Here is a 13933-nt window from a genome sequence, read left to right as displayed (position 1 = left end):
GACATTATCATTAACATGTTAAATAAATCCTGCCATACATGGTCGCCAGATATTGATGGCCACCAAATTTGGTTCAGTTCGTGGGAGGAACGATGCCGCATTTCACCATGGAGTATTCCGCCAATCTCGATATGGCGGTCGATTTCGACGGTCTGTGCGAAGCTGTGCATGCGACCATGATGGAGACAGGGCTTTTCGAGCTTGGTGCGGTTCGCGTGCGTGCATTCAGAGCTGAAGCCTACGCTGTAGCAGATCTGCTAGCCGACAATGGTTTCATCGACATGTCCCTTCGCATTGGCCATGGTCGCAGCGAGGATGAGAAGCGGAGAGCTGGAGAGGCGATCTTCGCTACGGTCAGCGCGTTCCTCAACCCATTGTTCCAGACGCCGCATTTCGCGTTGACCCTTGAGGTCCGCGAGATCGACCCAAATTTGAGCTGGAAGAAAAACGCCATTCATCCGCGCCTGCGCCAGAAACAGGCCTGATCCAGAGCCGCGCACCGCAGTTTGCCGCGGTCGGCTATTTCCTTATGACGGAGTAAAGCATGTCAAAGCTCGACGATAATGTCGCCAAGGCGAAAGCCTATCTGGCCCATTTTGAAAATGGAGTTCTGAACCGCATTGGCGGAGAGGATGTGGCCGCCTCCGACGGCGCAACATTCGAAACCCTCTCGCCGGTGGATTTGAAGCCTCTGGCAAAAGTTGCGCACGGTAAGGCTGCAGATATTGATCGAGCGGCCAAAGCAGCCAAACAGGCCTTTCCAGAATGGGCAGCCATGCCGGGCGTGGAGCGAAAGAAGCTGCTTCACAAGATTGCCGATGCCATTGTTGCCCGTTCGGAAGAAATTGCTTTCGTGGAATGCATGGATACGGGGCAGTCCCTGAAATTCATGGCCAAGGCCGCTTTGCGTGGCGCGGAGAATTTTCGGTTCTTTGCTGATCGCGCACCCGAAGCGCGGGATGGCAAGGCGCTGCGCGCTCCTGGTCAGGTCAATTTGACCACACGTGTGCCTGTCGGTCCGGTCGGTGTGATCACGCCGTGGAATACGCCGTTCATGCTGTCGACCTGGAAGATTGCACCAGCTTTGGCCGCAGGATGCACGATTGTTCATAAGCCAGCCGAGTTCTCACCGCTCACGGCTCGCCTGCTGATTGAGATTGCTGAAGAAGCCGGCCTGCCCAAAGGTGTTTGGAACCTCGTCAACGGCTTCGGCGAAGATGCGGGCAAGGCACTGACGGAACATCCTGATATCAAGGCTATCGGATTTGTTGGTGAAAGCCGCACCGGATCAATGATCATGAAGCAAGGTGCGGACACGCTGAAGCGCGTTCATTTTGAACTGGGCGGCAAGAATCCGGTCGTCGTTTTTGCGGATGCGGATCTGGAGCGCGCTGCCGATGCGGCGGTCTTCATGATCTATTCACTCAATGGCGAGCGTTGCACTTCATCCTCGCGCTTGCTGGTCGAAGATACGATCTATGACCGTTTCACGGCTCTGGTTGCAGAAAAAGCCAAGCGGATAAAGGTCGGGCATCCGCTGGACCCGGAAACGGTCGTGGGGCCGTTGATCCACCCCGTTCACGAAAAGAAAGTGCTGGAATATATCGAGATCGGTTGCAACGAAGGGGCAACTGTTGCCGCCGGTGGCACAAAATTCGACGGCCCGGGTGGCGGTTGCTATGTTTGCCCGACATTATTCACGGGTGCAAACAACCGGATGCGTATTGCCCAGGAAGAGATTTTTGGTCCGGTTCTGACGGCCATTCCGTTCAAGGACGAGGCTGAAGCGCTCGCCCTTGCCAATGACGTTCAATATGGCCTCACCGGCTATTTGTGGACCAACGATGTTACGCGCGCATTCCGTTTTACTGATGGTCTGGAAGCGGGCATGATCTGGGTCAATTCCGAAAATGTTCGCCATCTACCGACACCATTTGGAGGAGTTAAAAGCTCTGGTATCGGACGGGATGGCGGTGATTGGTCATTCGATTTTTACATGGAAACCAAAAATATTGCGTTTGCCAATACTGCGCACGCGATTCAGAAACTTGGCGGTTGAATAAGGCGCACGTACTTTCCGCTTTATGATAACTGCCGTTCCGAGGAGGAAATAATGGCTCTGCCGAAACCAAATCTCTATCCGCCATTCAATATTCTACGACTGTCGCATGTTGAGTTGGCCGTCACCGATCTTGCGAAGTCGCGTGCCTTTTATGTCGACATTCTTGGGCTTCAGGTGACGGACGAGACCGCCGACGCGATTTATCTACGTGCCATGGAGGAGCGCGGACACCATTGCATCGTGCTGCGCAAATCCGCTAAGGCAGAAGCCTGCGAACTTGGTTTCAAGGTGTTTTCCGAAGAAGACCTCGACAAGGCCGAGCACTTCTTCCGCAGCAAGGAACTGCCCGTCGAATGGGTGGAGCGGCCCTATCAGGCGCGCACATTCCGCACCCGCGATCCACATGGTATTCCGTTGGAGTTCTATTCCAAAATGGATCGCCTGCCGCCGATCCATCAGAAATATGCGCTTTATAAAGGCGTGAAGCCGCTGCGCATTGATCATTTCAACTGCTTCTCGCCGAATGTCGACGAAAGCGTTGCTTTCTACAACGAGATAGGATTTCGCGTCACCGAATATACGGAAGATGCCGAGACCGGTCGTCTGTGGGCAGCATGGACGCATCGCAAGGGTGGCGTACATGACATTGCTTTCACCAATGGCAAAGGTCCTCGTCTGCATCATACCGCCTTCTGGGTGCCAACGCCGCTCAACATCATCGATCTGCTTGATGTGATGTCGACCTCCGGCTGGATCGCCAATATCGAGCGCGGTCCTGGCCGCCATGGCATTTCCAATGCCTTCTTCCTCTATATTCTTGATCCTGACGGCCATCGTATCGAGATTTATTGCTCGGATTACCAGACCGTTGACCCCGATCTGGAGCCGATCAAGTGGGATCTGAAAGATCCGCAGCGGCAGACGCTCTGGGGCGCACCTGCGCCGAAATCCTGGTTTGAACACGGCAGCCTGTTTGCCGGGGCCGAAGTGCGGGATTCTATTCTAAAGGCGCAGCCGATCATAGCTCCTTGAACCGCTTTGAGGGACAACGGACGGGAACGAAAGCGAGACATATATATATGGCCAGATTGGTGAGTTTTTCGACTGCTGCGGGCAAGGGTTATGGCCTGCTTAAAGACGGTGGTGTTGTCGATCTTTCGAAGAAGCACGGCCAGATTTGGCCGACCTTGCGCGAAGTTATTGAAGCGGGAGAACTGGTAAGGCTTGCGGAGGAGGGGGCAAGTCTTGCCCCAGATATTCCGCTTGCTGAAATCACTTACGAAATCCCCGTTCCGTCACCGGAAAAGATCATCTGTGTCGGCGTGAACTTTCCCGATCGCAATGAAGAGTATAAGGATGGGCAGGCGGCGCCACCCAATCCATCACTCTTCATTCGGTTTGCGCGCTCGTTCACTGGTCATGATCAACCGCTGATCCGCCCGCCTGAAAGCCCGCAACTCGATTACGAAGGCGAAATCGTCATTGTCATTGGCAAGGGCGGTCGGCGCATTGCTGAAAAAGACGCGCTCGACCATATTGCTGCGCTCACGCTTTGCAACGAGGGTACGATCCGCGACTGGGTGCGCCACGCCAAGTTCAATGTCACGCAAGGCAAGAACTTCGATGCAACCGGTTCTATCGGACCATGGCTGGTGCCGTATACGGATGAAAGTCAGCTGGCTGATATCCAGCTGACCACGCGGGTCAATGGAGATATTCGTCAGCAGGATCGCACCAGCCGGATGATTTTCTCTTTCCGCAAGATCATCAATTATGTCTCCACCTTCACCACGCTTGTACCGGGCGACGTACTGGTCTGCGGCACGCCGACGGGTGCAGGCGCGCGTTTTGATCCCCCGATCTGGCTGAAACCGGGCGATGTGATCGAGGTGGAAGCGGAAGGCCTTGGTATTCTCCGTAATATTGTTGCCGACGAGAAAGTCTGATTCATGCTGACTGAAACGGAAATAGCAGCGGCTGCAAATGCGCTCGACGATGCCGAGAAGAGCCGCACACAAATAGGCCTACTGTCGCTGAAGCATAGCGGCATGACAATTGACGATGCTTACGCTGTACAAGCTGCTTGGGTAAAGCAAAAGCTTGCTGCGGGCCGCAAACAGATCGGCTGGAAGATCGGTCTCACGTCCAAGGCCATGCAATATGCGTTGAACATCGATATTCCGGATTCGGGCGTGTTGCTCGATGATATGATATTCGATGATGGTGCAGTCATCCCGGCTGATCGCTTCATCCAGCCGCGTATTGAGGCGGAAATTGCCTTCGTTATGAAGGCGCCGCTCAAGGGACCAAATGTCTCGATTTTTGATGTGCTGAACGCCACCGATTATATTACGCCCGCACTGGAAATACTCGATACGCGTGTTTTACGCGCCGATCCAGAGACGAAGAAGACGCGCAGTATCGTCGATACGATTTCCGACAACGCCGCCAATGCGGGCATCGTCATCGGAGGACGACAGATGCGGCCAGACCAGGTTGACATGCGCTGGATGGGCGCGATCGTTTCACGTAACGCCGAAGTCGAAGAAACCGGGCTCGGCGCGGGCGTTCTCAATCATCCCGCGCGCGGTATTGCATGGCTCGCAAATCGCCTGGCACAATATGGCGATGGCATTGATGCCGGTCAGATCGTGCTCGCAGGGTCGTTTATCCGTCCTATCGAAGCCCGCCACGGAGATACCATCAGTGCGGACTTCGGGCCTTGCGGTACGATTGCTTGCCATTTCCTGTAATCAAGCCGCGCCATCGGCTACCGCTGCTCAGGAGTGATGGGGTCGTTACTCCTGAGCAGCGATCTAGCTGCCGTGCAAACGGCTGGCTGGCACGCGTTGCCTTATTGCCGAGGTTGGCACAAGGCACCCCGGCCGATAATGATGGCAAGCATCAAGATGATCCCATCCGCTACCGGAAATGCCAGCCAGATGCCTGATACTCCGAACCCGGCGGCGAGCACGAAGATGAGCGCAGGTGTTAAAAGCCAGGGTTTTATCAAAATGAGCGCCGCCGTCTGGCCAACTCGACCAAGAGCCTGGAAATACAATGCCAAGACAAGAACTGGGCCGGCGGATGCGTAGATCAACATCATGCGCTGTAGTATCAGTGCAACGGCGCTGATTACAGCGGGGTCATCGCTGAACCAACTGCCGAGAGTGGTTCCCGCAAAGATGCCAAACGCTGCGACAGACAGGCTCCAGAGGAAAGCGACCCCCATGGACAGCCGCAATGCGGCTAGCACACGGTCAGTTCTTCCCGCACCAGCATTGTTGCCGGTAATGCTCTGCGTGCTCAGCGCGATAGCCATTTGCGGCAGAAAGGCAACGCCTAAAAGCCGCGTTACTACGCCATAAGCTGCCACCCATGTACTATATTCAGTCCCAACGTGAAGCCTCAGAGACAGCATTACAATACTGGCTACCATGGCAATGCCGAGGAAACTGAGACACAATGGCAGGCCAAGGCGAATGATTTGAGACCACCCACTTTGCCAGCTCTGCATATACAAAGTTGGTAGTGGTAACAGATCCTTGCTGCGTTTTCTGAAGCCAACGACCAATGCCAATCCCAGCGCTTGCGCCGCGACTGTACCCAGAGCCGAACCCGAAACACCGAGGCCAAACACTGCAATCCCCAGCCAATTGGCGCCGATATTGAACAGGTTGACCAGAACGGACAAGACCGCAATCAAGCCTGCCCGACCTTCATTTCGCAAGGCATCGGCATGGACGCCAAGCATCAGTTGTATCGGCGCGCCAACAATCATGATCTGCAAATAGTCATGCGTCAAACGGGCGACTATCGGATTGACCGCGGCCATGGAAGCGACAAGTGCAGTACCACTCAGCGCCCACAGTCCGATCAGGCCGACCGAAACTGCCAGCACCATGCCATGCGCACCTGCAAAGATGCGCCCGGCAGCGATACGATCTCCAGCACCCAGAAGCCGTGCCATGAGGCTCGACATCCCGCCACCCACCAATGTGGTGAGCGCGGAAAGCACCATGATCACAGGAAATGCCAAACTTACTGCCGCGAGAGCGTCGGAGCCGATGAAGTGACCGACGAAAATCCCATCGACGACATTGAGAACGCCACTCATCGACATAACAACGGCCATAGGAAGGGCGTTGGACAGAAACAGCCGCCCGACAGGGACGGTCAGAAAAGGATCAATCCTTTGGGCGTGCCGCATAGACATCGCTCAGTCCTCATACGAGGCATTTCAAATAGGATGGGAGCCCGCATTGCCACCGTGCGAAATGCTTCGAGGGTGAGGTGTCTTATCGATCCGGGCTTGACCATGACTTTCGTCTGCAGGAGGCAGGTGCCGGAACCTTTTCAATAGACATAGAGGACGACCGCTGTCGGGTCAATCAAATCTACAGCCTTAGAAGAGTGCTGTCATAAAGTCAGCCTGAGCGAAGCCGATCCGGATGGCTGCGTGCTGGATAAGATCGTTCAAACTCTCGACAATACCAAGGCTGCGTCGAATGCTGTAGCTCATCAACACACCTGAAAACCAGAACCGGGCCATTCCGCGCTTGAATTCAAGCAATGTGAAGGCACTCATGTGATTGCGATCGAGACCGCATCAACACCGAAGAAGATTGATTAGTGCTCTGAGCGCCGCAGGGACATGTCGGCGACCTGGATAGTAAAGATAGAAGCCTGGATAGGGAGGGCACCAGTCTTCAAGAACACGGACGAGCCTTCCAGACACAAGATGTTCGCTGACATGTGGCTCGGTGCCGTAGGCTAGTCCGATGCCGTCAAGTGCCGCGGCTATCATAAGTTCAGGATCGTCCAGAACCAGTGTTCCGTCGACGGCAACATTGAGTGTTTGTCCGTCTTTCGAAAACTCCCAGCGATATAAACCACCATTCGCGATCTGGCGGAACCCGATACAATTGTGCTTGTGAAGATCGCGGGGCGTTTCTGGTGGTGAATATCGTGTAAAATATTCCGGTGAAGCGACAATGGCTGTACGCAAATCGGGTGTAATGCGAACCGCAATCATGTCTTGATCAAGACTTTCGCCGAGCCGAATGCCCGCGTCAAAGCCTTGCTGGACGATGTCGACAAATCCGTTTTGGGCTGCAATCTCCAGGGTGACATCTGGGTAAAGATCGCAATAGGTGCGGATTTTAGGCCCTAAGACCCGCATTGCTACCGTGCGTGGAGTGCTGATCTTTAACCTGCCGGCTGGCTGTTCGCGATAATCATTGAGCGTTTCCACCGCTGTTTCGATGCTGGCAAATGCTGGACCGATCTGACGCAAAAGGGCGTGTCCTGCTTCAGTTAGCGCGATCGTTCGCGTCGTTCGGTTAAAAAGACGAACCCCCAGTTTTTGTTCAAGTGAGCGGATGGAATGTGACAGAGCAGACGGCGTTACATTCAGCCGGACTGCTGCTTTGCGGAATCTGCCTTCTTCCGCAATAGCTACGAACGCCGCTAGTTCACCGAGATCGCTTGTCCTCATTATTGATGAATATAGCTCACCATCGGATGCAATGAAAGGTGGATTAAAATGAATAATGAACTGGTCTAGCTTGAAGGAAATGAGCCACCTGAGAGGTAGATATGTCGGATTTGTCGGGACAAACAGCAGCTTCAAGCCGCTTTCAAAACAAGGTCGTTATTGTATCCGGCGCTGGTACCGGCATCGGTCGCGCTGCGGCAATCGGTTATGCCCGCGAGGGTGCGAAAGTAGTGTTGGCGGGACGCCGAGCCGCCGAGATTGAATCCGTGGCGCATGAAATCATCAAAGGCGGTGGTCAGGCAATTGCCGCCTCCACCGATATATCGCAGGAAGAAGATGTCCGTCGTCTGATCACAACGGCATTCGATCAATATGGCAGGCTGGACGCGGCGTTCAACAATGCAGGAATCCTCGGCAACTTCGCACCAATTATCGAACAGTCGAGCGCTGATTTTGATGCGGTAATAGCCGTCAATCTTAAGGGTATCTGGCTTTCGATGAAGTATGAAATCGAGGCGTTCTTGAAACAGGGCTTTGGTGGGGCGATTGTAAATACCTCATCCTGGCTCACGAAGGGAGCGCTTCGCGGGTCATCAAGCTATTCGGCCAGCAAGGGGGCGCTTGATGCGATGATCCCCGCACTAGTGCTCGAATATACTTCCAAAGATATCCGTATCAACAATATCAATCCGGGTATTATTGAAACCCCGATGGCTCGCGGCAGTGTCAATGGCGACATGACGGCATTTACGCCTTTCGTCGCGCATACGCCTGCAGAACGGCTTGGCCAGCCGGATGATGTCGCTGATCTTGCAATCTGGCTTTCATCGGATGAAGCCCGCTTTGTAACTGGCCAGACAATTCTCGTGGATGGCGGCTACACGATCGCCGGTGTGCGTTGAAGCTGAACCGGCTGGGGGTGTTGGCAGTTGCGCACCGACTTGAGGCTCCAAATTGTCGGGCAGAAGTGGTCTCGATTGGAGAAAGAAGAATGAAATACGTTTCTCTTGGCCATAGCGGGTTGAAGGTGTCACGCCTCGCTCTTGGTTGCATGACCTATGGCGATCCGTCCTGGAGGCCATGGGTCCTCAAAGAAGACGAGGCCCGTCCGTTCATTCGGGATGCACGGGAAGCGGGGATCAACTTCTTCGATACGGCAAATATCTATTCAGCCGGTGAAAGTGAGCGGATTCTGGGCCGCGCGCTAAAGGATTTTGGTTCTCGCGACGATGCGGTCATTGCCACCAAGGCTTTCTTTCCGATGAATGAAAAGCCAAATAATCGCGGCCTTTCGCGGAAGCACATTCTGGCAAGCGTTGATGCTTCCCTGAAACGGCTTGGCACTGATTATATTGATTTATTCGTCATCCATCGTTGTGATCCTGAAACGCCTATCGAAGAAACTGCCGATGCACTTGATGCAGTCGTTCGGGCCGGTAAGGTGCGCTATCTCGGGGCGTCTTCCATGCATGCTTGGAGATTTATGAAGTTACTCGCCTTTCAGCGTAACAACGGCCTGGCCAGCTTCATCTCAATGCAAAGTCAGTACAATCTGATTATCCGTGACGATGAAGAGGAATTGATACCTCTATGTCGGGAGGAAGGTATTGGTCTGACACCCTGGTCGCCTTTGGCACGAGGCAGGCTTGCGGCAACGCAAAGTATTGAAACATTGCGCGCTGGTACGGATGAACAATCTGCCCAATGGTATCAAGGCACTGGCGGAGTTGACGAAACGGTGGCGATTGTTGGTGATCTTGCCAAAGCGCGTGGCGTCTCACCAGCGCAAATCGCTTTGGCCTGGGTGCTGGCGAAGCCGGATATAACATCTCCGATAGTTGGTATGTCCAAGCCCCATCATCTCCCCGATGCGCTTGGCGCGTTATCGCTCGAACTGTCGAGCGATGAAATGATCAGACTGGAAACCGCCATCAATGCAAATCGTCGAGCGCCGCACTGGTGAGCGTTTTGGTTGAAATATCGAGCTCGGTATCTTGGCACTTTAAGATCGAAGGATGAGTGTATGAAACACGTATTTCACCGCCGTTCAGGGTTCGCTGCAATAGCAGTTCTTGCAGCTTTGGCCTTGAGTGATGCAAAGGCGCAATCTTCACCCGATCCTGAGTGCAAGGCTTCAACGATGATTCTACCGTCTGGAGCTCTCTACCCCAATGGCATCGCCCGTGCGAACAATGGCGCGCTTTATGTAGGCCTTGTTACGAGTGGGAAAGTTCTGAGCAAGCGGCCGGACCAAGACTGGCAGGTGTTTTTTGAGGGTAACGAACAGGTCTTTTCCGGAACCACACTACGATTGGATGAAAAGCGAGGCTTGTTGTGGGGCAATTCACCGGATTTTATTCCATCAGGAGAAACACGTCCACACCGCATCTTTGCCATAGAAACTTCGACGGGAAAACAACGTGTTGACGTTCTCGTACCAAACGGCGGTATGGGCAACGATATTGCTTTGGCACCCGATGGTACAGTCTTTCTGACGGAAACCAAGAATGGCGGAATTCTGCGCCTGCAGCCGGATACTGACCAGCTACAAGCCATCGTGAGCGATGGGCGCCTTAACGGTGGAACCGGGGGAATAGGGGCGGCTGGAATTGTCTATCTGAATAACCAAACTTTGATCGTATCGAATTTTGGCACAGGAAAGCTCTATGTCGTCAACAATGTTGACACCGAGACACCGACCTTACGCGAAATCCAGCTGCCACGGTTGATCGAGAACCCTGACGGAATGGCTTTGGCGCCTGACGGATCGCTTATTGTCCTTGAAAACGCAATAAACAGCGGGCAAGGCCGAATACTCAGAATCCGTGAACCACTTGCTGCGGATATGCGTAACATTGAAGTGCTTCGGGATGGACTGGAAAACCCAGTTAATCTGACGATTAGCCCGCAAGGATGTGCTTTCGTATCCGAAGCGCGTATCCGCCACCGACTTCTTCCCGGAATGGAAGCGAACGTACCAGATGAATTCCGTATTCTAGAACTCCCACTCCCTTCAGGGGCGAGCGACGACGCACAATAGCGTCAAGCCGTCGCTTTCCATGAGGTCTTTGACGAGTTCACAGGAGTGATGTTCCATGTCTATATTCAGTTTGAAACAAACTCTCGTCATCTGCCTGTTGCTCATCGGCTCTGTTCACGCGCAGGATTTATCCGAAATCGAGTTCGAGCCCGAGCTGGGGGGCGGATATCCGGAAGGCATCGCTTGGAACCCGTTGACAAACGCCTTCATGGTTTCTTCCCTTCGTGGGGGACAAGTCGGGTCGGTGACGCCTGACGGCCATTATAGGATATTTTCCAACGATAATTCCTTGATCACGACTTCAGGCATCGTCGTTGATGTTGATCGCAATCGTCTGCTGATTTGTAACGAGGATGTCGGCATATCAACGCGTTCGTTGCCCGGCACTCGCCACAGAGTGGCTCAGGTGGTCGAACTAGATCTTGATACCGGTGCGGTCCAGAGAATGTACGATTTTTCATCGCTGAGTTCCGGTGCGACGCTCGCTAACGATTTGGCGGTTGACGCGCAGGGTAATATCTACGTTACGGATAGCTTTCAGCCGCAAATATACAAGGTTGATTACTTGACCAAAGAGGTGTCGGTCTTCGTGCGTTCCGATCTTTTGATGTCGGCTGGAAAAACGGAAGCGAGTGGTACCAAACCTTATCTGAACGGCATAGTCTATCATCCTGACGGATTTCTGATTGCGTCTGATTATTCACGCGGACTCCTGTGGAAGATCCCCCTGAACAACCCGCAATCCTTCACCGAGATTCAGCTGCCGACGCGGCTGGATGGTCCAGATGGGCTGGTTCTTAAAAGTCCACAGGAGTTGGTCGCGGTTCAATCGTTCCCCGACAAGAACGGAAAAATGACGGGCAATGTAGTTCTTTTAGATTCGCCAGATAGTTGGGCTACCGCTCGCATCAAGGCCGTGGCCACGTCGAGCGAACTGGATGGACCTACCACTGCAACATTGAGAGGCGATGAGGTATGGGTGGTCAACTCAAGATATCCACGTCTGTTTTCCGACCCGGATAATGCCGTTAACACCAAGGCTTTCACTATCTTGAAAGTTGGTTTCGAGTAGTAAAGTAAGCAGGTAATCTCGTTGTCGTCTATGAAAACAACATTGAGGCGAGAACCAGTATTGTAACTTCGACTTTGTCGTAAAACTTAGTCGCCGATAAGAGGGTATGCACGACATTCGCTGATCAATACGTATCGGATTACGGGTTAGGGTTACGGTGCCTTAGTCAGCTTGGAGCGGCGTCACCCAGATAGAGCTTGTGAAGCCGGGTGGGGTCTTTGGCAAGCACTTCGCTGCTGCCGTCATAGACGATCTGCCCGCGACGCAAGACATATGCATGGTCGCTTATGGAAAGCGCCAGCGCCGCAAACTGTTCCACCAGTATGATCGCCATGCCGTTATCAGCTAGCTGTCTCACGGCACGCATGAGCCGATTCACTATGACGGGTGCCAGACCGGATGACATTTCATCAATCAGCATAACCTTCGGCCGATTAACGATGGAGCGCGCAATCACCACCATCTGCTGTTCACCGCCCGATAGCATACCCGCTTTGACGTCACGCCGCTGAACGAGCTCTGGAAACAGATCATAGGCTTCATCCAGGCCTGCATCGGGATGTAAGGCGACCTTCAGATTCTCTTCCGTTGTCATATCCGAAAAGACGGTCCGTCCTTGCTCAACATGGCTCAGACCAGCCTTCGTTCGCAGGCCCGGTCTTAGTCTGGTCAGCTCTGCCTCGCCGAGGCTGATCGAACCGGATTGTACCGATATGATGCCGGACAAGCTCTCAAGGAAGGTGGTTTTACCGGCACCATTGGAACCCAGCAGCACGCTGATTTCACCGCTTTGTACCCTCAGATCGACACCACGAATTACCGGGATGCCCGAACGGTCGACCTGTAATGCGTTGACTGAAAAACAGGTCATTCGGCAGCCTCTTCAAACTCGATGCCCATATAGGCTTTTTGGACGGACGGAAGATCCAGAACTTCAGCGGTCGGGCCGTTGGCGATGACGCGCCCAAAGTCGAGGACCATGATTGATGAACAGGCGTTGCGCACAAGGTCCATGTCATGTTCGATCAATAATATCGAACTGCCAAATGTTGCAGGAATAGCAGCAATGCGCTGGCCAAGTTTCAGCGCCTCGTCATAAGAGATGCCTGCTGCCGGTTCTGGAGTTGCCCCTTAAAAACCGGACATTTTCAGGATTGAGCATTTCGGCTCAGGAACTCTCGTGGAGATTGATATCCTAAAGCCTTGTGCGGGTGAAGATTGTTATAGTGCTCGAACCATGATGGCAGTTGAGCCATGACAGTTTCGGCGTCCGGCGTCGGGTTGATCCGGACATAATCGCGCTTGAATGTTTTGACGAAAGCCTCAGCCATTCCATTTGACTGCGGGCTGCGCACTGGTGTTCTGCACTGTTCCATACCGATATCCCGGAGCAGGGACGCGGTGTTTTTCGCAATGAAGCATGAACCATTGTCGGTAAGCCACTGGATGGGCTCTGCCAGCATATTGATGCGCCCGAAGCGGTTTTCTACCGCCGTGATGACAAGGTCCTGTACATCTTCGCTCTTGATGCCTTCTGTCGTGGCCACATGAGCGATTGCTTCCCGATCACAGCAGTCGAGCGCAAATGCAACGCGGACCTTTTCCTTGTTGTCGCACGTGATCTCGAAGCCATCGGAGCACCATCTGGTATTGGAGCGCTCGACGGTGACTTGCCCGTCGTGTCTGCGTTCACCGGCAGCTCCGGTATGGCGCTGAAGGAGCAGATCATGCCGCTTCATCACGCGATAAACACGTTTGGCGTTCGGCCATGAACGCCCCTGTTCACGGGCCTTGCGCCGCAGAATGGCATGAACGCGCCGATAACCATAGGTCGACATTTCTTCAATGACCGCCTTGATCTGAGCAACCAGATCAGCGTCGGGAAGCGGAGGTCTCCCTCGGGCTCTGGAAAGGGTGCCTGTGGCGCGTGCAGCGATATTCGACCGGGCAACGCCTAACGTCTCGCATAGCGCCTTCATCGCAAAACGTCCTTCGGCAGCGAGATTGAGTGCAGCAGTCGTTTTTTTGGGCCGTTGGCGATTTCGAGGGCCTCCTTGAGAATTTCCCCTTCCATCGTCTTCTTGCCCAGAAGGCGCTGTAATTCCTTCACCTGAGCCTGAAGCGCCCGGTATTCCGAGGCAGGGACAACCTCCTCTTCGGCTGCGGTGGCAACCAAGGCACCCTGCGATGCAAGCTTGCGCCACGCGAACAGCTGGTTAGGCGCAATGCCATGACGACGGGCGACCAGACTGACCGTCGCGC

At 53.9% G+C, this 13933-nt stretch carries 13 protein-coding genes and 1 pseudogene; 9 read left to right on the top strand and 5 right to left on the bottom strand.

Annotation, left to right across the window (positions count from 1 at the left end):
• Positions 1-92 precede the first annotated feature (92 nt).
• Genes ACTJKP_RS08260 through hpaH form a run of 5 tightly spaced genes read left to right on the top strand, consistent with a single transcriptional unit; the run spans position 93 to position 4815 of the window.
• Positions 93-485 (top strand): 5-carboxymethyl-2-hydroxymuconate Delta-isomerase, encoded by a 393-nt coding sequence (locus ACTJKP_RS08260; protein WP_440630281.1) that lies wholly within the window; start codon positions 93-95, stop codon positions 483-485.
• A 59-nt stretch (positions 486-544) separates the two neighbouring features.
• Positions 545-2059, top strand: a complete 1515-nt coding sequence (gene hpaE / locus ACTJKP_RS08255) for a 5-carboxymethyl-2-hydroxymuconate semialdehyde dehydrogenase (protein ID WP_440630280.1) — start codon at positions 545-547, stop codon at positions 2057-2059.
• A gap of 54 nt (positions 2060-2113) precedes the next feature.
• Entirely contained in the window at positions 2114-3094 is a 981-nt protein-coding gene (hpaD, locus tag ACTJKP_RS08250; RefSeq protein ID WP_440630279.1) for a 3,4-dihydroxyphenylacetate 2,3-dioxygenase, read from the top strand.
• A 47-nt stretch (positions 3095-3141) separates the two neighbouring features.
• A complete protein-coding gene (locus ACTJKP_RS08245; RefSeq protein WP_440630278.1) occupies positions 3142-4008 on the top strand; it encodes a fumarylacetoacetate hydrolase family protein in 867 nt (288 codons plus the stop codon).
• Positions 4009-4011: 3 nt separating this feature from the next.
• Complete coding sequence (gene hpaH / locus ACTJKP_RS08240; RefSeq protein WP_440630277.1) at positions 4012-4815, top strand: 2-oxo-hept-4-ene-1,7-dioate hydratase; 804 nt, start codon at positions 4012-4014, stop codon at positions 4813-4815.
• A 101-nt stretch (positions 4816-4916) separates the two neighbouring features.
• Here hpaH and ACTJKP_RS08235 read toward each other — a convergent pair whose 3' ends face one another.
• Positions 4917-6278 (bottom strand): MATE family efflux transporter, encoded by a 1362-nt coding sequence (locus tag ACTJKP_RS08235; protein ID WP_440630276.1) that lies wholly within the window; start codon positions 6276-6278, stop codon positions 4917-4919.
• Between the two features lie 393 nt (positions 6279-6671).
• Positions 6672-7559 (bottom strand): LysR family transcriptional regulator, encoded by an 888-nt coding sequence (locus ACTJKP_RS08230; RefSeq protein WP_440630324.1) that lies wholly within the window; start codon positions 7557-7559, stop codon positions 6672-6674.
• 101 nt (positions 7560-7660) lie between these two features.
• Between ACTJKP_RS08230 and ACTJKP_RS08225 the strand changes: the two genes are divergently transcribed.
• Genes ACTJKP_RS08225 through ACTJKP_RS08210 form a run of 4 tightly spaced genes read left to right on the top strand, consistent with a single transcriptional unit; the run spans position 7661 to position 11671 of the window.
• Complete coding sequence (locus ACTJKP_RS08225; protein WP_440630275.1) at positions 7661-8461, top strand: SDR family NAD(P)-dependent oxidoreductase; 801 nt, start codon at positions 7661-7663, stop codon at positions 8459-8461.
• Positions 8458-9522: an aldo/keto reductase gene (locus tag ACTJKP_RS08220; protein WP_440630274.1), complete on the top strand. Its 1065-nt coding sequence runs from the start codon at positions 8458-8460 to the stop codon at positions 9520-9522. The genes ACTJKP_RS08225 and ACTJKP_RS08220 overlap by 4 nt, the downstream gene beginning before the upstream one ends.
• Before the next feature lie 60 nt (positions 9523-9582).
• Complete coding sequence (locus ACTJKP_RS08215) at positions 9583-10599, top strand: SMP-30/gluconolactonase/LRE family protein (RefSeq protein ID WP_440630273.1); 1017 nt, start codon at positions 9583-9585, stop codon at positions 10597-10599.
• A gap of 55 nt (positions 10600-10654) precedes the next feature.
• On the top strand, positions 10655-11671 hold the full coding sequence (locus ACTJKP_RS08210) for a hypothetical protein (RefSeq protein ID WP_440630272.1): 1017 nt from the start codon (positions 10655-10657) through the stop codon (positions 11669-11671).
• Between the two features lie 166 nt (positions 11672-11837).
• Here ACTJKP_RS08210 and ACTJKP_RS08205 read toward each other — a convergent pair whose 3' ends face one another.
• The 3 genes and pseudogenes from ACTJKP_RS08205 to ACTJKP_RS08195 form a co-directional block, all read right to left on the bottom strand.
• Positions 11838-12542, bottom strand: coding sequence for an ABC transporter ATP-binding protein (locus ACTJKP_RS08205; protein WP_440630271.1), 705 nt, complete (start codon positions 12540-12542; stop codon positions 11838-11840).
• Positions 12539-12790 (bottom strand): annotated as a pseudogene (locus ACTJKP_RS08200) (branched-chain amino acid ABC transporter ATP-binding protein); the annotation flags it as partial. The pseudogene ACTJKP_RS08200 and the gene ACTJKP_RS08205, both read right to left, overlap by 4 nt.
• A gap of 29 nt (positions 12791-12819) precedes the next feature.
• Positions 12820-13933, bottom strand: a protein-coding gene (locus ACTJKP_RS08195; RefSeq protein ID WP_440630270.1) for an IS3 family transposase whose coding sequence is annotated in 2 segments (ribosomal slippage) — positions 12820-13703 and positions 13703-13933 — 1115 coding nt annotated over the 2 segments. Because the reading frame shifts where the segments join, the coding sequence is not laid out codon by codon here. This gene is flagged as partial in the annotation.

This window comes from Brucella sp. 22210 (genome assembly GCF_052045675.1).
Classification (GTDB): Bacteria; Pseudomonadota; Alphaproteobacteria; order Rhizobiales; family Rhizobiaceae; genus Brucella.
Note: the sequence above shows the minus strand (reverse complement) of the source record. Positions and strands in the feature narration are given on the sequence as shown.

Bases quoted from the DNA above. Each gene is read 5' to 3' on its own strand.
- ACTJKP_RS08260 (WP_440630281.1), top strand. From the start codon at position 93: ATGCCGCATTTCACCATGGAGTATTCCGCCAATCTCGATATGGCGGTC.
- hpaE (WP_440630280.1), top strand. From the start codon at position 545: ATGTCAAAGCTCGACGATAATGTCGCCAAGGCGAAAGCCTATCTGGCC.
- hpaD (WP_440630279.1), top strand. From the start codon at position 2,114: ATGGCTCTGCCGAAACCAAATCTCTATCCGCCATTCAATATTCTACGA.
- ACTJKP_RS08245 (WP_440630278.1), top strand. From the start codon at position 3,142: ATGGCCAGATTGGTGAGTTTTTCGACTGCTGCGGGCAAGGGTTATGGC.
- hpaH (WP_440630277.1), top strand. From the start codon at position 4,012: ATGCTGACTGAAACGGAAATAGCAGCGGCTGCAAATGCGCTCGACGAT.
- ACTJKP_RS08235 (WP_440630276.1), bottom strand. From the start codon at position 6,278: ATGTCTATGCGGCACGCCCAAAGGATTGATCCTTTTCTGACCGTCCCT.
- ACTJKP_RS08230 (WP_440630324.1), bottom strand. From the start codon at position 7,559: ATGAGGACAAGCGATCTCGGTGAACTAGCGGCGTTCGTAGCTATTGCG.
- ACTJKP_RS08225 (WP_440630275.1), top strand. From the start codon at position 7,661: ATGTCGGATTTGTCGGGACAAACAGCAGCTTCAAGCCGCTTTCAAAAC.
- ACTJKP_RS08215 (WP_440630273.1), top strand. From the start codon at position 9,583: ATGAAACACGTATTTCACCGCCGTTCAGGGTTCGCTGCAATAGCAGTT.
- ACTJKP_RS08210 (WP_440630272.1), top strand. From the start codon at position 10,655: ATGTCTATATTCAGTTTGAAACAAACTCTCGTCATCTGCCTGTTGCTC.
- ACTJKP_RS08205 (WP_440630271.1), bottom strand. From the start codon at position 12,542: ATGACCTGTTTTTCAGTCAACGCATTACAGGTCGACCGTTCGGGCATC.